Here is a 21,149-nt window from a genome sequence, read left to right on the forward strand (position 1 = left end):
ATTTAAGTAAATGTCCAAAAATAGAATCACACAGCTTTTTAATATTCAATACCCACTAATACAGGCCGGAATGGTTTGGGCGAGTGGTTGGAAACTTGCCAGTGCCGTGAGCAATGCCGGTGGTCTTGGTATTATTGGTGCAGGCTCTATGTATCCCGAAATCCTTAAAGAGCATATTGAAAAGTGCAAAAAAGCAACCCAAAAGCCATTTGCGGTAAACGTCCCCCTTCTTTATCCTGATATAGACAAGATCATGGAAATAATTATTGAAGAGAAGGTAGAAATCGTTTTTACTTCAGCCGGGAATCCTAAAACCTGGACGAAATATCTGCAGGAACATGGCACTAAAGTGGTTCATGTGGTAAGCAGCGTAAAATTTGCCCTAAAATCTCAGGAAGCCGGCGTAGATGCTGTGGTTGCTGAAGGTTTTGAAGCAGGCGGACATAATGGTAGGGACGAAACCACCACTTTCACCTTAATCCCAATGGTAAAAGAAAAAATTAGCATTCCCTTAATCGCCGCAGGTGGGATCGCCACCGGGCAGGGAATGCTGGCCGCGATGGTTCTGGGGGCAGATGCCGTACAAATTGGTAGCCGATTTGTTGCCAGCCCCGAGGCTTCTTCCCATAATAATTTTAAAGAAATGGTGGTAAAAGCCCAGGAAGGCGACACTAAGCTTACACTTAAAGAACTAGCCCCCGTAAGACTTCTAAAAAATAAGTTCTTTAATGATGTTCAGGAATTATACACTAAAAATCCTACCAAAGAACAGCTTATTGAGTTACTGGGACGAGCCAGGGCTAAAAAAGGAATGTTTGAAGGCGACCTGGAAGAAGGAGAGCTTGAAATTGGTCAGGTTTCGGGTTTAATTCATGAAATAAAACCCGCTACCGAAATTGTTAAGGAGATTATAGAAGACTTCGAAACAGCTAAAAAAGCAGTTGCCGCACTCTAAACATAATTATGCCTTAGCCTTTTTTGATAAAGGCTAAGGCAGTATTTTTAAAGTTTTTATTCGTAAAAGAATCTTGAATCTTATGAATATTTAAAGCTTATAAGCTTTTCCATCTCCGGATGTAAACTCTGCAATACCGGGCATGTTTTTGCTGTATTCTCCAGTATTTTACAGATTTTTTCAGAATAGCTTTCTGGGAAATTAATTACAATCTCCACTTTTGAAATTCGCCTGGGATCGGCTGCCATGGTCTTAGTTACCTCAGCCGTAGTTCCATTTAAATCTACATCAATAGCTTCGGCCTTAATTCCCATAACGGTAAGCATACAACTTGCCAGGGCAGTCGCAACTGAATCGGTTGGTGAAAATGCCTCGCCCTTCCCGTGATTATCTACAGGGGCATCTGTAATTATTTTGGCGCCACTTTTAAGGTGTTCAGATTCGGTTCTTAAATTTCCTGTATAAATAACTTTACTAGTCATTAGCAACGTTTAAATGAAGTTCTTCATCTATACTCATAATATACACGGCATCATTGTAAAATCCGCCATTGCGTTTAGGGGTATAATGAAATTTATTTTCGTGATATTCGGTAAATCCGGTATACTTCTCAAACGAATCATAAAGATTATCGGCTGAAGCCAATCGTAACAATACGTCTAAAGTAAGATCGTAGCCTCTAACTACGTATTGACTGGGCACCATATTAAATTTCTCCTGATACTCTTCAATAAATTCTTCCGGTACCATGGCATTATACTGTTTGTCTACCGATGGATAATGAAAATTAAGTCGGCCCAAATGCTGATTATCGATAATATCATCTTCAAAAGCATTGTTTTTATTGGTAGTAAATAAGGTAATTTCATGCTCCCTTGCCAAACGGTTTAATGCTGAAGTGGCACTGCTTATCAAACCAATATTAGAAGACTCCAGGATTACCCAGTTTTCCATACTTCCAGATAACAAACCTTTAATTTTATCGGCCCCCAAATAGGCTTCAGAAGGCAAAATCACTCTGGAATTTGGTAAAATTTGGGTAAGTTCATTCTTCACCTGGTTATGTGCAGCATCTGCAATAATAATCACATTTTTACCTACGGCATTTTGCTTTAGGTAGTCGAACATCGCTTTTTTAAGTATCTCATCTGTGGGACGCGACTGAAATAAGTTTTGATAAGACCTCATCTCCCTATTGGACAAAGGACTAATTACAGGAACATTATATTGAGTTAAACGAGAAGCTGCCGCTTCAGTCGTGTTTTGTAATAAAGGTCCAATTACCGCATCTACATTTCTAAAATCATGCGAGGCAATTATATTGGTAACTTCCTGAACATTTCTTCTTGTATCGTAAGTTTTTAATCGGGTAGAAATACCATAACTTTTAGCTTTCTCTACTGCCATACGAACCCCGCTGTAAAAGTCTAAAGAGATTCGTAACACACGATCATCTAAAATAGCATCCTCATAGCTTGAAATAGATTCCTCATCTATTTGGTTAAGGTTGTAGGGCAATAAAACAACCAGTTCTTTCGTATTGAAATTGCTCAACTTGTTTGAAAGATCTATTCTTTCGCCGGCATTTTCATTATCTGAAGCATCGGCAAAATCATCGTTATTACCAGGGACATTCTCACTATCATCGGTATTAGGGACTTTTAAAACCATCCCTATTTTAAGTCCGTCTTCCAAAGCAGGGTTTAAAGAAATCAATGAATCCTGGGAAACATCAAATTTTTGAGAAAGTCCGAATAAAGTTTCTTTAGGTTTTACTTCATAAAATTCAAAAACCTCATCGGTTAAAATTACCGGTTCGTCCAGCACATTGGTACCAACGCGAATCATAACGCCCGGTTTCAGCACATCTACTTTAGGGTTTAACTCTTCCAGCTCTTTTACAGTTATCCCATATTTACGGGCTATCCCATATTTGGTTTCTTTAGGCAAAACCACGTGTTCCCTGGTCTCCCGGGTTTCCTGATCGTTACCTTTAGGAATATCAAGCTGTTTCGTAGAAGATAATTCTGTATTACCGGATCCTTTTTTAGGTTGCGGAATTAAAATCTCTTCCCCACGCTGTAATTCTTCAGCATAAAGGTGTTTATTATACCTTTTAATTTCATCTATCTCAACATTATAATCTTTAGAAAGCCTGTATAGTGTTTCCTTTCTTTTTACCGTATGGGTTATAAACTGAATATCTTCGCTTTCAGTTGAAACCTTCTCCTTACTGCTATTTAAAGGGATTACCAGTTTTGAAGATATCTCTAAACTACCTTTTGCATCGGGGTTGTATTTATAGATGGCTTCTTCCGAAATATTGTAGGCCTTTGCGATACTGTAAACAGTCTCCCCGGCCTTTACCGTATGGTATTTATATTCCTGGGCCGAGGCCGTAAAACCGGACAGCTGAAATAAAAAACAAACTATTAAAAGGTATTTCATTTTATTTGGTTTAATCCCACAATAAGGCTTGATTACCCGGTGCCTATAGCTTAAAAAAATAGTTGCAGGCACCGGGAATTATGACTTAAGATCAAATTTTATTCCCACTCTATGGTAGCCGGTGGTTTTGAACTAATATCATATACTACTCTATTAACGCCTTTAACCCGATTTATTATAGTATTAGAGGTTTTTTGTAGAAATTCATAAGGTAGATTTACCCAATCTGCCGTCATACCATCGGTAGATTCTACGGCCCTTAAGGCTACAACTTTTTCGTAAGTACGTTCATCTCCCATTACCCCTACAGAGCTTACCGGTAATAAAATAGCACCGGCCTGCCATACTTTATCATATAACATCCAGTCTCTTAAGCCCTGAATAAATATATGATCTACTTCCTGTAAAATACGAACTTTTTCAGCGGTAATATCGCCAAGGATTCTAATAGCCAGTCCAGGCCCCGGAAACGGATGTCTTCCTAATAACTCGTCGGCAATTCCCATTTCGGCACCTACTCTTCGAACTTCGTCTTTAAAAAGCATTTTTAGAGGCTCTACGATCTTTAATTTCATAAAGTCTGGTAATCCACCTACATTATGATGCGATTTAATAGTTGCTGAAGGCCCACCATTTACCGAAACAGATTCAATAACATCTGGGTATATAGTTCCCTGGGCGAGCCAGGTTACATCTTTTATTTTATGTGCCTCATCGTCAAAAACTTCAATAAAGGCATTTCCAATTGCTTTTCTCTTTTTTTCAGGATCGCTTATCCCTGCCAGGGCATCTAAAAATCGTGTAGAAGCATCTACTCCTTTCACGTTTAAGCCCATATCTTTGTATTGGTCTAAAACGCTTTCAAATTCACCTTTTCTAAGCAAGCCGTTATTTACAAAAATACAATACAGGTTCTTACCTATGGCTTTATGCAATAAAACTGCAGCTACACTGGAGTCTACACCTCCACTTAGACCTAAAACCACTTTATCGTCTCCTATCTTTTCTTTTAATTCTGAAACCGTGAGATCCACAAATTTACCCGGAGTCCAGGTTTGCGCTACCTCAGCAATTTTCACCAAAAAGTTTTCCAGCAGTTGTTTCCCATCGGTAGAATGATAAACTTCCGGATGAAACTGAATACCATAAGTTTGTTCTCCTTCAATTCGGTAAGCTGCGTTTAAAACATCTGTGGTACTGGCAATTCGCACACTGTTAGAAGGTAGTTCCTTTATGGTATCGCTATGGCTCATCCAAACCTGGGAGTTTTCCATAATCCCGTCGAACAAGGTTTCACCATCTTTTATTACCGAAAGATTTGCCCTTCCATATTCGCGCGTTTCAGAAGCCTCTACTTTTCCACCATGGAAATGCGCAAAGTATTGTGCACCATAACAAACAGCCAGTATTGGCAGTTTTCCGCGAATTTTAGATAAATCGGGATGCGGGGCATCTTCTCCCCGAACCGAAAACGGACTTCCGGAAAGGATTACCGCTTTAAAGCTCGAAATATCATCTGGAATTTTATTAAAAGGAACAATTTCGCAGTAAATATTGAGTTCTCTCACACGCCTTGCAATGAGTTGCGTGTACTGCGAGCCGAAGTCTAAAATGAGTACGTTTTTTTGCATAGGCAAAAGTAAGAATTTGACGCAAAAATAAAATACCCTATACGTTTATTTTCTATCTTTATCGGAAATAAAATCTTACAATATGAAATATATTAGTGCTATAGTGTTTTCTATTGCCATAGTTATTGCTGCCTGGTTTCTAGGCGAAGCCTATGTTAGCAGGGCCAATCCAGATGGAGTAATCTCGGTAACCGGTTCAGGTAGTGAGAATTTCACCTCAGACCTTATTGTTTGGGAGGGAAGGTTTAGCCGTGTAAGCCCTAATCTTGAAAAGGCCTACAACGACCTAAACACTGACAAAGAAACAGTACGCAATTACCTTATAAACAAAGGTATTAAGGAAAGTAATATCGTCTTTAATTCGGTACAAACATCTGAACAGCGGGAGAACCAATACCAGAATGGAAATTATGTAGGCAGTATCTTCCAGGGCTATCAACTTACCCAACCTGTAAAGATTGAGTCATCAGATGTAGAACTTGTAGAAGAGGTTTCGCGGGAAATCACCGAACTTTTAAATAAAGGGGTACAATTTAATTCAACCCCACCCAGATACTATTATACCAAGCTCGCCGATCTAAAAATTGAAATGATCTCGAAAGCAACCGAAGATGCACGACTACGAGCAGAAAAAATTGCCAAAAATAGCGGCGGAAATCTTGGAGAGTTAAAAAATGCCAATATGGGGGTTTTTCAAATAACCGGTCAAAACAGCGGAGAAGATTATTCCTGGAGTGGTGCTTATAATACAGCCGATAAGAAAAAAACCGCATCTATTACCATGCGGTTAAACTATGAAATTGATTAAATATTAAGACCTCACCGGTAAAAAAACCTGTGAGGTCTATACTTTCTTAATCCAAATATTATCTTTTTATCGTAATCCTGAATTTATTTCAGAGCCTGCTCCAAAATTTATTCAGAGATTTTAACACCATTGAAATCAATAACTACTAGAAGCTGAAACAAGCCTTCCTGAACTGAACTTACGGGCAGGTTCAGCTTAACAGAGATGGAGGTTAACTATTCCAAAGTATCTAAAATCATATCTATATCTTCTTCAGTAGTATCGGGATTAATAAAACAAAAACGAATCACCGTTTCTTTTTTCCAGGTAGTTGGCGTTACTAATGCCAGGCCTTCCCTATGATTTTTATAGGTCCAATCCCTATACTCGTCAGGACTCCAGCCTTTTCTTCTAAATAAAACCACCGATAAACTTGCCGGCCTTACCAATTCAAGGTTTTCACGATTTGCAATCTTTTTTTCAGCAATTTGCGCCAAAGAGATTCCGGTTTCAATGGCTTCCCGGTATTTATTGGTTCCGTGCATTGCCAGAGAAAACCAAAGTGGCATTCCCCGAACCCTTCTTGTTAACTGAATTTGATAATCGGCCGGGTTAAAGCCCTGGGCTCCTTCATCTTTAAAAATTTCCAGATAAGCACCTTTCTGTGAATGCGCTTTTTTTGCCAGTTCTAAATCTTTATAGATAACCGCCCCACAATCGTAAGGAGAGAACAACCATTTATGCGGATCTATAGTAATACTATCTGCACGCTCTACCCCATTAAACAAATGTCTTACCGAAGGAGCAGCCAAAGCACCACCACCATAAGCACAATCTACGTGAAACCATACATTTTCCTTTTCACATATATCGGCAATGGTATCTAATTCATCTATAATTCCCGCATTAGTTGTACCACCGGTAGCAACTACGGCAAAAAGCCGACTTCTATCCTTTGCTTCCAGTTCGTTTATGGCATTTTGTAACTCACGCCCACTAAGATTCTCTTCTTCGCAATCTATCATTACCACATCGGCATCAATAACTTTTGCCATAGCCTGTATAGAGCTATGTGCCCCATGGGAAGTTAACATTAAAGCTTTTTTACCTACGTTTTGGCTATCCCGGTTGCGCCAGTTTTCACGGGCCGCCACCATGGCCGATAGGTTTGCAGCAGTACCACCACTGGTAAATACCCCAAAAGCACCTTCTGGTAAACCGGTAAGCGAAACCAACCATTTCATTGCCTGGTTTTCACAAAAAATTCCGCCGGCACCTTCCATCCAGTAAGCTCCATGAATACTGGAAGCCGAAGTCACCAAATCGAACATAATGGCTGCCCGGGTTGGAGCTGCAGGTACAAAGGCCAAGTGCCTGGGATGGTCTATTGGCACCGTGGCTTTAACCAAAACATCACGAAAGAGTTGCAAGGCATTCTCCCCACCAATTCCTTCGGCAGTTACGGTTTCACCAACCATATTAAACAATTCGGTTTCACTCTTAGGTGCCCCCATTTCGGGGCTAAGGTTAGAGATACGGTCTATGGTATACTTCATAACGTCTAGCGTCATTTCTACCAAATCCATATCTATAGTATGCATTTTATTTGTTTTCAAAAGTCAAAATTTTAAATTCCGCCTGTAGCGGGTCTAATTCTTTTAATAGTACCGAAATCAAATCGGGGCCGTAAGCGGCATAGATTTCCGAGAAGTTGGTTTGTCGTTCCTGTAAACTTTTATTCGGGAAAAGTTCATTTTGTAGTTCGGCAATTCTACTTACCTCATCTTTTAGCTTACGCTTTTGGGCTTTTAAAAGACGTTTTTCTAAATTATCCAGGCCTTTTAATTGCTTTACTTCCTGTGCTTTCACCGCTCCCAAAAAAGATTTATCGGTTTTTTCGGCCAAATCGTACATTTCTTGAAATTGAGCCACCAAATGCTCTTTTTGTGGTGAAAAGTCAATTTCTATATTCGATATTTGCCGCACTTTTCTATTGATAAGCTCGTGTTGCTTCAAAAATAGTTCCTTACTGGAAACATTTAACTTCCTACGCTTTTCATCTAGTTTCCCCGATTGGATTAAAGCCGAATTCCGAAGTAATAAAACTGGAAATACCACTTTTTCAGATTTAAAATATTCCTTTAATTCCAACCAATAGGCAAGCTCTCCTCCCCCACCAATATAACAAAGGTTAGGTAAAATCACTTCCTGGTATAAAGGTCTAAGCATTACATTGGGGCTAAACCTCTCGGGAAAATTCTTTAATTCTTCCAGGATTTCAGTTTTTGTCCACTGTATTTCTGTACCGTGCACAAAATAGGCATCATCTCGCGCTATAATCCTTTCCCGCAAACCCTGGTTTAAATAAAATAAATTGATTTCCCTGGGATTCACCTGAACATTATAACCTAGCTCATTTAGCTTCTCAGCAGTTTTCGTAGTGGTTTTATACGAATCTTGTGCTAAAAGTTCATTTTCGGCATAGGGGATAAAAAGCTCCTTCAGTTCTTTTTGTTGTGCATCTATAATCACCAGGCCTTCTTCCTTAAAGAGTTGGTTGGCCAGGTATAAAGTGGCTTCGGCCAAATTATCGTGCTGCAGGTAAGCTTTCTCAAATAATTCCCTGAGAAAATCGGCATTCTTCCCACCCCCAATTTCTGCAGAAAAAAGTTTAAAAACATCTTCCAGGCCTTCGGTGGTTAAATTTCCTACTGCATCTTCCCCGGCATTTTTAGGCGCATTGGCCCACTGAAATTTTTTTCCGTTTAAATTAAAAAAATTGATCTCCTCAAAATCGTGGTCCTCGGTCGCCATCCAGTATACCGGCACAAAATTATAATCGGGATAGGCTTCTTTTAATTTCCGGGTAAGATTAATGGTAGAAACGATCTTGTATAAAAAATAAAGCGGACCGGTAAATAAATTTAGCTGATGCCCGGTCACCACCGTAAAGCTAGCTTCTTCTTCCAGAGATTCAATATGCTGCAAAGTAGCTTTTGAAGTTTCCAGCCCGGCATATTGTTGCTTGAGGGCTTTTACAAGAACCTTCCTGTTTTCTTTTGGAAAAGAAGACTTTTCTACTAGTTGTTCCTTAAAATTCTCCAGTTTAGGAAAACGATTATAGAAGTCTTTTAACTCTTCCTTTTCCTCCAGATAATCTGTAATAAGCTTTGTAAAATAGTTAGTTTCTTTATAAGGAATACATTCGGTTGGCATTAGCACATTTTTGGATGGCAAAGATACCGAAGTTAAGAATTTTATTCGCTAATTTTTAGTTAATTTGGCCTTAGATACTGTTTTTACTCGATTATTGATGATATATAATCAAACGTCAAGCTGAACTCGTTTCTGCTTCTAATAAGTTTTAAATTCTAATTCCTTAGACCCTGAAATAAATTCAGGGTGACGTATAAAATAGATTTTTAGAAAAAACAATGATTCATCTTTAAAATCAACTAATGAAATCAACTTTACTTTTTGCTGTCTTTCTTTTTTTAGGTGTACAAACTCAGGCACAATTGCAAAGTCCGGAAGAATTTTTGGGCTATAAAATTGGAGAGCAATTCTCCCGTCACGCCGATGTGGTAGATTATTTTGATCACGTTGCTAAAAATTCTCCCCTGGTACAATACCATACCTATGGAAAAACCAATGAACGCCGCCCACTTATCTATGCGATTATTTCTTCGGAAGAAAATTTAAAAAATCTGGAAGAGATTAGAAAAAATCATCTTGGAAACACCGGCATTGCTAAAACTGAAACCAAAGCCAAGAAGTCTATTGTTTGGTTAAGTTACAATGTACACGGCAATGAGGCTTCCAGTACCGAAGCCGCTATAAAAACCCTGTACGAACTCATTACCCAAAAACAGGATTACCTGCAAAATACGGTGATAATTATGGACCCCAGTGTAAATCCCGATGGTCGCGACAGGTATGTAAATTGGTACAACCAGGTAAAAGCCGAACCTTACAGCCCCTTACAGGCAGCCGCCGAACATCATGAACCCTGGCCAGGTGGAAGACCCAATCACTATTTATTTGATCTTAATCGCGATTGGGCCTGGGCCACGCAGGTGGAAACGCAGCAACGCCTTAAAATTTATAACCGGTGGATGCCCCATATTCACGTAGATTTTCACGAACAGGGTATTAACGATCCTTATTACTTCGCTCCGGCCGCAGAACCCTTTCACGAAATCATCACGCCTTTCCAAAAAGATTTTCAAACCGAAATTGGAAAGAATCACGCTAAATATTTTGATGAGGAAGGCTGGTTATTTTTTACCAAAGAGCGCTTTGATTTACTCTACCCAAGTTATGGAGACACCTACCCTACCTATATGGGAGCTATTGGTATGACCTACGAACAGGCCGGCCACGGACGCGCCGGGTTGGGGATTAATACCGACGAAGCTTACGAACTCACCCTAAAAGACCGGGTAGCACACCACCACACTACGGGACTTTCTACCATAGAAATTGCCAGCAAAAACACCCAGGCTTTAAATTCCGAATTTAAAAAGTACTTTAATAATGAGGATTTAGAATATAAATCTTACGCTGTAAAGGGAAACCCCGATAAGATTGCTTCGCTTAAAAAATTACTGGACAGGCATGAAATCACCTACAAAAACGCAAGCAGCGAAAATATTAGAGGTTTTAATTATTCAGAAGCTAAAAAAGGCAATTTAAAAGCCGATGAAAACACCCTGGTAATTAGTACACAACAGCCTAAAGGAAAAATGGTAAACGTACTTTTTGAGCCTACCACCAGGCTAAGCGATTCTTTAACATACGATATCACCGCCTGGAGCCTGCCTTATGCTTACGGCCTGGAAGCCATAGCCGCTACAGGAACTATTGATACAAAAGCAAGTTCTGAAGTTTCTGAAATTAAAAATACCGCAAAGCCTTCAGGTGCCGGTTATATTTCTAAATGGAACGCCATCCAGGACGCTCAATTTTTAGCCGAATTGCTAAAAGAAGGTATAAAAGTGCGCTTTACCGAAGCAGCTTTTTCTATTGAAGATAAGAAGTTTGATCGCGGTAGTTTAATTATCACTAAAAGCGATAATAAAGCTCATAGAGATTTTGACAATACGTTAATTAAAATAGCCAATAAACACCAACGTGAGCTCGTTGCAGCAAATACAAGTTTTGCCGGTAGCGGCCCCGATTTTGGATCGCCTAAAATGAAACTAATCAATGGACCAAAAGTGGCTGTTTTAAAAGGCGAGGGAATTTCTTCATTAAATTATGGGGAAATCTGGCATTTTTTTGAGCAAAACCTTAACTACCCGCTAACCTCCATAAACACCAATTATTTTAAAAGTATAGACCTGGCACAGTTTGATGTTTTAATACTACCGGAAGCTAATTACAACAGTATTTTAAATGAAAATACTTTAAAACAAGTAAAAGATTGGGTTAGCAATGGCGGTAAGCTTATTGCCATGGGGCGCGCTGTTGGATTTTTTGCTGCAAACAAAGATTTTAACCTAAAGCACAATAAACCAACTTCAAAAGATACTACCAAAGTTGAGAGTTTAATTCCTTATGCTGAAAGAGAGCGAGAAGCTATAAAAAATATGATTACGGGAAGTATTATAAAAACCAAACTGGACAAGACCCACCCTATGGCTTTTGGCTACAACGACACATATTTTAGCTTGAAGTTGAGCAACAGTAGTTATAAATTCCTGGAAAATGGCTATAACGTAGGCTATATACAGCAACCGGAAATAATTGCAGGCTTTGCAGGAAGTTCAGCGGTTAAGAATCTTGAAAATTCCCTGGTTTTTGGAGAAGAAAGAATGGGTAGCGGAAGCATTATTTATATGGTAGATAATCCATTATTCCGTGCTTTTTGGGAGAATGGGAAATTGTTCTTTGCTAATTCAGTTTTCTTTGTAAACAATAATAAGTTCAGACTTTAAAAAAAGAAATTTGCCGCGAATGCACGAACAATTTTATTGGCACCACCAAAGGCTGTAATACCCCGGGGCTTGCCCCGAGCTAGTTTACTGACTTATCCTACGAGGTTTAAAGAAACCTCGTAGGTATTTTTCTTCAAGAAACTCTTTTGTACCACAAATCCACTAATTCATTCTACACTTATTTTGGGGTTATTAAGCTAAAATTTAAAGTGAACTACGTAGGAACAAGTCCGCTAAGCATTTTATGAGAAAAACATTTTGATTCGAGACAAGCCTACGAGCATTTAAATCTCGATTATCGAGTAAACAACAAACCACAAACGCTAAACAGTAGTGTAATTCCCAACGAAAGATTGCCGGCGCCTTTAAAAACAGGTCTCGCAATTACAAATCTAATATTCGTGTATTCTTGGCAATCTTTAGACCTCCAATGATTTAATTCTGAAACAATCGAAATAAATACTAATTTTGAGTAGCTAAAACTTCAATTGAATGAAATTCAAAATTATACTCTTACTGCTTTGTAGCTTTGCTATTACTCAAAATATTCAATCTCAGGAATCAACAAATTTCAATGTAGATTTTGAAACTTTTACATTAGAAAATGGCTTAAATGTCATTTTTCATATAGATAAATCAGATCCCGTGGTGGCTGTAGCACTTACTGCCCACGTAGGCTCTGCCCGGGAAAAAGAAGGAAGAACAGGCTTTGCCCACCTCTTTGAGCATTTATTATTTTTAGAATCTGAGAACCTTGGAAAAGGCGGGCTCGATAAATTAAGTGCCAGAATTGGAGGCTCGGGAGCCAATGGCTCTACCAGCCGTGATCGTACCAATTATTTTCAAACAGTACCTAAAGACGCACTGGAAAAAATGATATGGGCCGAAGCCGATAAACTGGGATATTTTATAAATACCGTTACCCAACCAGTGCTGGATAAAGAAAAGCAGGTAGTTAAAAATGAAAAGAGACAGGGTGTAGACAATCGTCCTTATGGGCATACTATGTATGTGATAGATAAAAACCTATACCCAGAAGGACATCCCTATAGCTGGCAGGTAATTGGGTCTTTAGAAGATCTTCAAAACGTTACCTTGCAGGACGTAAAAGACTTTTATAACCGCTGGTATGTTCCAAATAATGTAAGCTTAACTATTGCGGGCGATTTTAACAGAGAGCAGGCCAAAGAATGGGTTCATAAATATTTTGATGAAATTCCACGTGGCCCTGAGGTTGAACGCCAGGAAAAGCAAATGGTACAACTTGAGGAAACCAAAAAACTATATTACGAAGATAATTTCGCCAGGCTTCCAGAATTAACAATCGCCTGGCCTGGTGTTTATTCGTATCATGAAGATTCGTATGCCTTAGAAGTTTTGGTAAATTATTTAAGTGAAGGTAAAAATGCACCATTATACCAAAACTTAGTTGCCGAAAAAGAGCTTACAGATCGCGTAGAAATGTACAATTATACTTCAGAATTGGCAGGACAAATAATGCTTCAGGTGACCGCTTTTAATGAGGTTGACTTAGACCTGGTGGAAAATGAAATTTTTAAAACATTAAAAAAGTTTGAAGCAGAAGGAATTCCGAAGCGAGACTTAGAGCGTATTAAAGCGCAACAGGAAACCAATTTTTACAATAGTATTTCCAGTGTTTTAGGAAAAGGCTTTCAATTGGCCCAATATCAAATTTTCGCAAACGATCCGAATTATATCAATAAAGACGTAGAAAAAATACTGGCTGTTACTGCTGAAGATGTGATGCGAGTTTATAACAAATACATAAAAGCCAAAAATTATGTAGCCACCGGTTTTGTGCCCAAAGGGCAAATCGAACTAGCCCTGGAAAATTCAACTGAAGCCGATGTTGCAGAAGAAAAAATTATAGCAAATGCCGAAGAAGAGGTTAACACTTCTAAAGAAGCCTCATACCAAAAAACCGCATCCAGTTTTGACCGCAGTATAGAGCCGCCTTATGGAAGCACGCCTCAATTAACAACTCCTGATATGTGGAAAAAAATACTTCCATCTGGACTTAAACTATACGGAGTTACCAATAATGAAGTTCCTTTAGTAAAATTTAGCCTGGAAATGCAGGGCGGCCTATTGCTTGAAAATCCCAATAGAGTTGGAGTTTCAAACTTATTAGCCAATTTAATGACCAAAGGCACAAAAAATAAAACGCCTAAAGAACTGGAAGAAGCCATTCAATTGTTAGGGGCAAGCATCAGGATAGATGCGAGAGACGAAAAAATGGTTTTGAGCGGCAGTACGCTAGCCAAAAACTATCAAAAAACCATAGACCTGGTGCAGGAGATCTTACTGGAACCCCGTTGGGATGCTACCGAATTTAAACTAATAAAACAACAGGCACTTAGCCGAATACAGCGCGAACAAGCCGATCCTAACCGTATTGCCGATAACGAATTTAGAAAACTTATTTATGGTGAAAAGCATATTTTAGGGCAAAATAATTTAGGGACTGAAGCTTCGGTTAAAGCTATTACTTTAGAAGATTTAAAAGATTATTATTCCGAAAATCTTTCTCCAAAACGCAGTGTTTTTCACATAGCCGGTGCGATTAAAAAAGAAGAAGCGATAAAGGGTATTCGGGGGCTTTCAGTAGCCTGGCCGCCTAAATCGGTTAAAATACCGGAAATTGCTCAACCTCAGCTTCCCGAGAAATCGCAAATTTACTTTTATGATGTTCCCGGGGCAAAGCAATCGGTGATTAGGTTTGGTGCTCCGGCCCTGGCCGCTACCCACAATAACTTTTATGCTGCCCAGGTTATGAATTACCGTTTAGGCGGTGGCGGATTTGCCTCACAACTCACACAGCAATTGAGAGAAGGCAAAGGCTATACATACGGCATACGATCCAGGTTTCAGGCAGGAAAAAATACCGGTACATTTTTAATATCTACGGGTGTAAGAACCAATATCACCTACGATGCTGTTAAATTAATTAAAGAAATTATTGAAGATTATCCTTCAACTTTTAATGGGGAAGATATGGAAGTGACCCGCGGATTTATGATAAAAAGTAACGCCCGAAAATTTGAAACTTTAAATGCCAAATTAGATATGCTGAGTGAAATAAGCACCTATGGTAGAGATAAAGATTTTATACAACAGCGCGAAAAAGTAGTAAACGAACTTACCGTTATGGATATTAGGGAACTTGCCGAAAAATATATTAATCCTGAAAAAATGTACTTTTTAATTATTGGGGATGCAGCAACCCAACTAAGTAAATTAGAAGAGCTTGGCCTGGGGAAACCAATACTGCTAAATAATACCAAAGAATAATGATTACATCCTCTTTATTACTTGTTTTGGGCCTTGTTATTCTTATTCTTGGCGCAAATTATATGGTTGATGGTGCCTCGGCTTTGGCTAAAAGATTTAATATTTCCAATCTTGCCATAGGCCTAACTATTGTAGCTTTTGGAACTTCGGCGCCCGAATTGGTAGTAAATAGTTTCGCTGCTGCAGATGGGTATGCTGATATTGTTTTTGGAAACGTGATTGGCAGTAATAATTTCAACCTTTTTATAATTCTTGGAATTACCGGGATCATCACTCCGTTAGCGGTACAATCTAGTACCGCCTGGAAAGAAATCCCTATCTCACTTATTGCCGTTATTATTTTATTTATGATGCTTAACGACCAAATTATTGCTCCCGGCCAAACAAGCATTTTAAGCAGTTTTGACGGATTTCTTTTACTTGTATGTTTCCTGGCATTTCTATTTTACGTGTATAAGCAGCTTAAAAATGATGAGGTAACCGAAGATGAAACTATTAAAAAGCTTACTCCTATAAAGACAGGTATTTTTATAATAGGCGGCCTTGCCGGACTCGTTCTAGGCGGACAATTGGTAGTAAATAACGCCATAGAGATTGCCGAAAATATGGGTATTAGTCAGAAGATTATTGGCCTTACCGTAGTGGCAGCCGGCACTTCCCTTCCGGAATTAGCGACTTCTGTAGTGGCAGCAACTAAGAAAAATGCCGATATAGCAGTAGGAAATATCATTGGCTCTAATATTTTCAATATTTTCCTTATTCTTTCTACCGCTTCATTAATAAGGCCCATAGAATTTAACCTTAATTTTAACCAGGACCTTTATATACTTGCCGGAGGAACCCTCTTTCTGCTTTTAGCAATGTTCACGGGAAAACGTAAACGCCTGGATAGATGGGAAGCTTTAATTTTGCTGGCATTTTACTTAAGTTATACTACGTATTTGGTGATGCAGGAATTGTAAATAAGGATTGGGACAAAGCTGTTCAGCTAACTTTCCCTGTATTCGTTATATATCAGGCCGTAGCTATGGTTTGCTCGCGGGTTAATTCGTTTTTTAGTTTTTCGATATCGGCTTCGGTATAGCCTTTAAGTTCCACCATCGTTCCTCCGGCCGGTCCCGATTTTAGGGTTAAGTTGGTTGCCGAAACATTGATTCCATCAATGCTCGCCCATTTATAAGACCTTGTACTTTGTTGCCATTCGCTAATTTCTACTTTTTCATCATCCCAGCGTATAAACTCTAAGGGCAGGTCTTTTTTGAAATAACCTATAAGCGCATAAGCAAGTCCGATTATGGAATAACCATAAGTCATAACGTCATATACCTTAGCTATCCACACACTAATTCCAAATAATAGCCAAATTCCTCCCATGAAGTAAAGATAGTTTCTTCGGAAAAAACTGACCTTTTTTGAAATTTGTGGCATGGGTATTTAGGTTTAAACACAATATAAAAAAAATTCGTAAAATTTAATATTTATTTCAAACTAAGGTTCAACCACCCCTTTCTTCTCCTGCGGAGAATTCATTCCCCTCCTCGCGGAGGAGGGGAGCAGACTTATCTCGTTACTTAATTGAATTAAAAATGCTCCTGCCCTTTGTAAGGGAAGGTTACTTCTTCTGGGATAACGGAAGAAGCCAGAAGGGTTTAATTTTTATTAGAATTTAGTTCAAAAAAATACCTAAAAACAAATCGAAACTCATAATATTCGTGGCTTCACAACAAACTTTTCTCCCTCTTAATCTGTAGTAAATAAATCAATACCACCGTTTCCCCTTCTAACAGACTGTTTAAAAATCTCTGTTAGCCACGCTAATATTGGCTGGCACACCTAACTTTAAAGACAGTAATTTTCCGCAGAGATAAATTCTTATTCTCCCAGACAGGCCGCTCTTATCTCGTTACTTAATTGAATTAAAAATGCTCCTGCCCTTTGTAAGGGAAGGTGGCTTCTTCTGCGATAGCGGAAGAAGTCGGAAGGGTTTAATTTTATTAGAATTTAGTTCAAAAAATAGTACCTAAAAATTATCGAAACTTATAATATTCGTGGATTTGTGGCAATTTTTCAAGTTTCGAATAATACCGCCGATTTCCATCTTAATGTAAAGCATTAAAAGTGCTTACTACAGATTGGTTTATCTTAAAACATGAAAATTCAATACCTTAAACCTATGAAACAAGCTTTACGCTACTTCTTCAAATTCCTTTTAATCCTTTTATCGCCGGCTTTATTTTATCTGGTGATGGTATTAATTGGCTCGCTAATTCCTGTGAATTCTAATCCCGAAACTAAAAACTCAAAAATTGATATTTATCTCTATAAACAGGATATGCATACCGATATTCTGCTACCGGTAAAGTCAGACATTATACAATGGGACAGGATTTTTAAACCGAAACATACGCTATCAAATCCGCAAAATTCTGAATTTATAGGGTTTGGTTGGGGTGATCTCAATTTTTACAGAAACACCCCGCAATGGGAAGATCTAAAACTGGATGTGGCTTTTAAAGCGCTTTTTCTAAGATCTCAAAGTGCATTGCACACTCGCTTTTATCAAAAAATACCGACTTCCAAAAACCTGGTAAAAATTTCAGTTTCAGAAGATCAATATAAAAAGCTAAGTGAATATATTTTGGAAACTGTAAAAGCAGAAAATAAGCAAGAAATACTGCCTATTTCAGGTTTACACTATTATAGAAATGATGCGTTTTATTCAGCTGAAACTTCTTTTAACCTTTTTAAAACCTGTAACACCTGGACGAATTCTGCATTAAAAGCAGCCGGACTTAAAGCCTGTCTTTGGACACCTTTTCCGCAGGGTATATTTTTTCAGTATAGAGATTGAAAGTTACCGGTTTACGAACTTTACATCGTTTTAACTTTCAATTCTTTTCTTACCGGTTTTGGTGCTTCGTGTATTGGTTCGGCATAAAGGTCAAAGTCGGCCGCATCGGTTACTTTTACTTCATAGAATTCGCCTGTTTTAAGATATATGGAAGTAGCATCTATCAATACTTCGTTATCTACATCGGGCGAATCAAATTCGGTTCTACCTACAAAATAATTCCCTTCCTTTCTATCGATTACCACTTTAAAAACCTGCCCTATTTTTTCCTGATTTAACTCCCAGGAAATCTGACTTTGAATTTCCATAATCTGGTTGGCACGGTCTTGTTTAACCTCTTGCGGAACATTGTCTTCCAAATTATAAGCGTGCGTATTTTCTTCGTGAGAATAGGTAAAACAGCCTAAACGCTCAAAACGCATTTCTTGAACCCAGGCCTTCATTTCTTCAAATTGCTCCTGGGTTTCACCGGGATATCCTACAATAAGTGTAGTTCTAATGGCCATTTCGGGAACATACTTCCTAAAATCTTTTAGTAGTTTTGTAGTTTTCTCGCTGGTGGTTCCGCGGCGCATAGATTTCAATAGTTCAGTATTGATGTGCTGTAACGGAATATCTATATAATTACAAACTTTAGGCTCACGCTTCATCACATCCAGCACATCCATTGGGAAACCGGTTGGAAATGCATAATGCAAACGAATCCACTCAATTCCGTCAACTTTCACCAGATTTTCAAGCAATTCGGCTAAATTTCTTTTCTTATAAAGATCAAGCCCGTAATAGGTTAGATCTTGTGCGATTAGGATTAGTTCTTTTACGCCATTTGCCGCAAGTTTTTTAGCCTCTGTCACCAAATCTTCAATTGGAGTCGATTTATGGCCACCGCGCATTAGCGGAATAGCGCAGAAAGAACAGGGTCTGTCACAACCTTCGGCAATTTTAAGATAAGCGTAATTCTTAGGCGTAGTTGTTAAACGTTCACCCAATAACTCGTGCTTATAATCGGCTTCCAGGGCTTTTAATAAGCCGGGAAGCTCGGTAGTTCCAAAATACTGGTCTACATCAGGAATTTCTTTTTGCAAATCGGGTTTGTAACGCTCGCTTAAGCAACCGGTAACAAAAACCTTATCTACTTCCCCCTGTTGTTTTTGACCTACATATTCAAGGATGGTATTAACCGATTCTTCTTTGGCATTGTCTATAAAGCCACAGGTATTAATCACCACAATATTGCCGTCTTGCTCGTGCACTACGTCTTTATTGTTACCTTTAAGTTGACCCATCAACACTTCACTGTCGTACACATTCTTACTGCAACCCAGGGTTACTACATTAATACGGTTCTTCTTTATCGACTTTGTCCTCATAATAATATTGTTTTCTAAGAGCTGCTCTATAACTTTTATTCGTCAAGCTGAACTTGGTTCAGCTTCTAATGTGATTCCATTACGAACAACCTAGATCCTGAAACAAGTTCAGGATGACGTATAGATGAAGTCTGAAAAAATTTTAGACAGCTAATTAAAAGCGGGTGCAAAGATACAATCTATAATTTGAACTACAGCAGGTTAATATTGAAAGGAATAACTTCTTCATTCACATTTCCTTCCTTGTTATTTCCACCTGAATCCTAGTTAGTTTTAATCTGCCCTTCATTTCTTTTGCTCGTCCAAAAAAAAAAGAAGCAAAGAAAAAGACGCCTTTTTCAAGGAATTTTTTGTCAAAATGCCAAAAACCGTGACCAAAACCCCGCGGATGCCCGATTGAAAAATCGACCATCCTGAATCTCGGGGTTTTGTTCACATATTCTGCAAAAAAGGATGTACAAAAGTAGGCCGTTGAAGAGAATCCTTGTAATGATTTCTAAAATTGCCATTCTATTTATTTTGTAACTTTCCACAGTATCAAAATTTAAGAGTCAAGTTATCAATGAAAAAATCCCTCCTCCTACTCACTTCGCTATTCTTTTTTATGTTGAATGTGCTATACGCCCAGCAGCGTGTAGAGGAGATTCCGCTTAAAATTGGGGTTATGCAAAGAGGAACCTTGAACGCGATTACCGATGTTGAGGGTGTAAAAGTGGGGCATACTACGCTTATAAAAGGCGATTCGGTGCGAACAGGCGTTACAGCTATTCTTCCGCACGGCGAGAATATTTTTCAGCAAAAAGTACCCGCAGCGGTTTTTGTAGGAAATGGCTTCGGAAAATTGGCAGGCAGTACCCAAATTAACGAGCTCGGCAACCTGGAAACCCCTATTATCCTTACCAACACTTTAAATGTTCCAACCGCTATGGATGCGGTGATAAAATATACACTCAACCTGCCTGAAAATGAAAATGTGCGTTCGGTAAACGCTGTGGTGGGCGAGACTAACGATGGTTATTTGAATGATATTCGTGGGCAACATGTGAAAAATGCCGATGTAATTTCAGCGATTGAGAATGCGAAAACCGGTTCAGTTACTGAAGGAAATGTTGGTGCCGGCACAGGCACCATCGCTTTTGGTTATAAAGGCGGAATTGGCACGGCATCCCGAAAACTACCGGAGAGCCTGGGCGGTTACACCGTGGGAGTGCTTGTACAAAGTAATTTTGGTGGGGTTTTGCAAATTGCCGGGGTTCCGGTGGGGCAAAAGCTGGGCAACTACAGTTTTAGCAATAATTTACAGAATAATGTAGACGGTTCCTGTATGATAGTAGTGGCCACCGATGCACCTTTAAACAACCGAAACCTGGAACGCCTGGCAAAACGGGCTTTCCTGGGCTTGGGAAAAACCGGTGGCATTGCTTCCAATGGCAGCGGCGATTATATAATTTCCTTTTCTACCGCCAAAGAAATGAGAATTCCTTATAAAATAGAGACCAAAACCTTAACACAAAAAGTAGTGCCCAACAATTTGATGTCGCCATTATTTATGGCAGCTATTGAAGCTACCGAAGAAGCTATTTTAAACTCTCTGTTTATGGCTGAAACCATCACCGGTTTTAAAGGCCGAACCATAAAAGCACTACCTAAAGAGGAAGTCGTAAAACATTTAACAAAAGCCGGTGTGTTGGAGGATTAAGCTTTTAAAACAACTATGCCTAATACTCCATTCCCGTTGCTTCAAAGAATTAGGGATTTAAGTACTGATAATCCAGGCGATACTTAAAATATAAATTATAAGGGCCATTAGTTTTTTTGGTTGAAAAAACTTTGACATATATCAATGCTTTTCCGGT

14 protein-coding genes are annotated in these 21,149 nt (G+C 38.8%); 7 read left to right on the forward strand and 7 right to left on the reverse strand.

The annotated features are described in order from the left end of the window. Positions 1–10: 10 nt before the first annotated feature. Positions 11–955, forward strand: a complete 945-nt coding sequence (locus I6U50_RS12610; RefSeq protein ID WP_198639094.1) for an NAD(P)H-dependent flavin oxidoreductase — start codon at positions 11–13, stop codon at positions 953–955. An 80-nt stretch (positions 956–1,035) separates the two neighbouring features. Here the strand turns inward: I6U50_RS12610 and I6U50_RS12615 are convergent, their stop codons facing one another. From I6U50_RS12615 to guaA, 3 genes are all read right to left on the reverse strand, one after another. After that, positions 1,036–1,437, reverse strand: coding sequence for an OsmC family protein (locus tag I6U50_RS12615; protein ID WP_198639095.1), 402 nt, complete (start codon positions 1,435–1,437; stop codon positions 1,036–1,038). Then, entirely contained in the window at positions 1,430–3,403 is a 1,974-nt protein-coding gene (locus tag I6U50_RS12620; protein ID WP_198639096.1) for an amino acid ABC transporter substrate-binding protein, read from the reverse strand. Before I6U50_RS12620 ends, I6U50_RS12615 begins: the two co-directional genes overlap by 8 nt. A gap of 98 nt (positions 3,404–3,501) precedes the next feature. Next, entirely contained in the window at positions 3,502–5,034 is a 1,533-nt protein-coding gene (guaA, locus tag I6U50_RS12625) for a glutamine-hydrolyzing GMP synthase (protein ID WP_198628313.1), read from the reverse strand. Between the two features lie 82 nt (positions 5,035–5,116). Here guaA and I6U50_RS12630 point away from each other — a divergent pair, with 82 nt between their 5' ends. Next, the gene (locus tag I6U50_RS12630) at positions 5,117–5,842 is read left to right on the forward strand and encodes an SIMPL domain-containing protein (RefSeq protein WP_193710934.1); all 726 of its coding nucleotides are present in this window, start codon (positions 5,117–5,119) and stop codon (positions 5,840–5,842) included. Positions 5,843–6,057: 215 nt separating this feature from the next. Here the strand turns inward: I6U50_RS12630 and I6U50_RS12635 are convergent, their stop codons facing one another. Next, complete coding sequence (locus tag I6U50_RS12635; protein ID WP_193711238.1) at positions 6,058–7,422, reverse strand: pyridoxal phosphate-dependent decarboxylase family protein; 1,365 nt, start codon at positions 7,420–7,422, stop codon at positions 6,058–6,060. Position 7,423: 1 nt separating this feature from the next. Continuing rightward, positions 7,424–9,037: a bacillithiol biosynthesis cysteine-adding enzyme BshC gene (gene bshC / locus I6U50_RS12640; protein WP_198639097.1), complete on the reverse strand. Its 1,614-nt coding sequence runs from the start codon at positions 9,035–9,037 to the stop codon at positions 7,424–7,426. Between the two features lie 242 nt (positions 9,038–9,279). Between bshC and I6U50_RS12645 the strand changes: the two genes are divergently transcribed. From I6U50_RS12645 to I6U50_RS12655, 3 genes are all read left to right on the forward strand, one after another. After that, on the forward strand, positions 9,280–11,760 hold the full coding sequence (locus tag I6U50_RS12645; RefSeq protein WP_198639098.1) for a M14 family zinc carboxypeptidase: 2,481 nt from the start codon (positions 9,280–9,282) through the stop codon (positions 11,758–11,760). A gap of 492 nt (positions 11,761–12,252) precedes the next feature. Next, entirely contained in the window at positions 12,253–15,072 is a 2,820-nt protein-coding gene (locus I6U50_RS12650) for a M16 family metallopeptidase (RefSeq protein WP_198639099.1), read from the forward strand. Then, positions 15,072–16,034, forward strand: a complete 963-nt coding sequence (locus I6U50_RS12655; RefSeq protein ID WP_198639100.1) for a calcium/sodium antiporter — start codon at positions 15,072–15,074, stop codon at positions 16,032–16,034. Before I6U50_RS12650 ends, I6U50_RS12655 begins: the two co-directional genes overlap by 1 nt. A gap of 52 nt (positions 16,035–16,086) precedes the next feature. Here I6U50_RS12655 and I6U50_RS12660 read toward each other — a convergent pair whose 3' ends face one another. Then, positions 16,087–16,446 (reverse strand): hypothetical protein, encoded by a 360-nt coding sequence (locus I6U50_RS12660; protein ID WP_198639101.1) that lies wholly within the window; start codon positions 16,444–16,446, stop codon positions 16,087–16,089. Positions 16,447–17,221: 775 nt separating this feature from the next. Between I6U50_RS12660 and I6U50_RS12665 the strand changes: the two genes are divergently transcribed. After that, positions 17,222–17,923, forward strand: a complete 702-nt coding sequence (locus I6U50_RS12665) for a TIGR02117 family protein (RefSeq protein WP_232805937.1) — start codon at positions 17,222–17,224, stop codon at positions 17,921–17,923. Positions 17,924–17,943: 20 nt separating this feature from the next. On the opposite strand, the gene rimO is transcribed toward I6U50_RS12665, so the two are convergent. Next, entirely contained in the window at positions 17,944–19,293 is a 1,350-nt protein-coding gene (gene rimO / locus I6U50_RS12670) for a 30S ribosomal protein S12 methylthiotransferase RimO (protein WP_198639102.1), read from the reverse strand. A 562-nt stretch (positions 19,294–19,855) separates the two neighbouring features. Between rimO and I6U50_RS12675 the strand changes: the two genes are divergently transcribed. Further along, positions 19,856–20,992, forward strand: coding sequence for a DmpA family aminopeptidase (locus I6U50_RS12675; protein WP_198639103.1), 1,137 nt, complete (start codon positions 19,856–19,858; stop codon positions 20,990–20,992). Positions 20,993–21,149: the final 157 nt, after the last annotated feature.

Source organism: Salegentibacter maritimus (assembly GCF_016236975.1).
Lineage (GTDB): Bacteria > Bacteroidota > Bacteroidia > Flavobacteriales > Flavobacteriaceae > Salegentibacter > Salegentibacter maritimus.

Bases quoted from the DNA above. Each gene is read 5' to 3' on its own strand.
- I6U50_RS12610 (WP_198639094.1), top strand. From the start codon at position 11: ATGTCCAAAAATAGAATCACACAGCTTTTTAATATTCAATACCCACTA.
- I6U50_RS12615 (WP_198639095.1), bottom strand. From the start codon at position 1,437: ATGACTAGTAAAGTTATTTATACAGGAAATTTAAGAACCGAATCTGAA.
- I6U50_RS12620 (WP_198639096.1), bottom strand. From the start codon at position 3,403: ATGAAATACCTTTTAATAGTTTGTTTTTTATTTCAGCTGTCCGGTTTT.
- guaA (WP_198628313.1), bottom strand. From the start codon at position 5,034: ATGCAAAAAAACGTACTCATTTTAGACTTCGGCTCGCAGTACACGCAA.
- I6U50_RS12630 (WP_193710934.1), top strand. From the start codon at position 5,117: ATGAAATATATTAGTGCTATAGTGTTTTCTATTGCCATAGTTATTGCT.
- I6U50_RS12635 (WP_193711238.1), bottom strand. From the start codon at position 7,422: ATGCATACTATAGATATGGATTTGGTAGAAATGACGCTAGACGTTATG.
- bshC (WP_198639097.1), bottom strand. From the start codon at position 9,037: ATGCCAACCGAATGTATTCCTTATAAAGAAACTAACTATTTTACAAAG.
- I6U50_RS12645 (WP_198639098.1), top strand. From the start codon at position 9,280: ATGAAATCAACTTTACTTTTTGCTGTCTTTCTTTTTTTAGGTGTACAA.
- I6U50_RS12650 (WP_198639099.1), top strand. From the start codon at position 12,253: ATGAAATTCAAAATTATACTCTTACTGCTTTGTAGCTTTGCTATTACT.
- I6U50_RS12655 (WP_198639100.1), top strand. From the start codon at position 15,072: ATGATTACATCCTCTTTATTACTTGTTTTGGGCCTTGTTATTCTTATT.
- I6U50_RS12660 (WP_198639101.1), bottom strand. From the start codon at position 16,446: ATGGGAGGAATTTGGCTATTATTTGGAATTAGTGTGTGGATAGCTAAG.
- I6U50_RS12665 (WP_232805937.1), top strand. From the start codon at position 17,222: ATGAAAATTCAATACCTTAAACCTATGAAACAAGCTTTACGCTACTTC.
- rimO (WP_198639102.1), bottom strand. From the start codon at position 19,293: ATGAGGACAAAGTCGATAAAGAAGAACCGTATTAATGTAGTAACCCTG.
- I6U50_RS12675 (WP_198639103.1), top strand. From the start codon at position 19,856: ATGAAAAAATCCCTCCTCCTACTCACTTCGCTATTCTTTTTTATGTTG.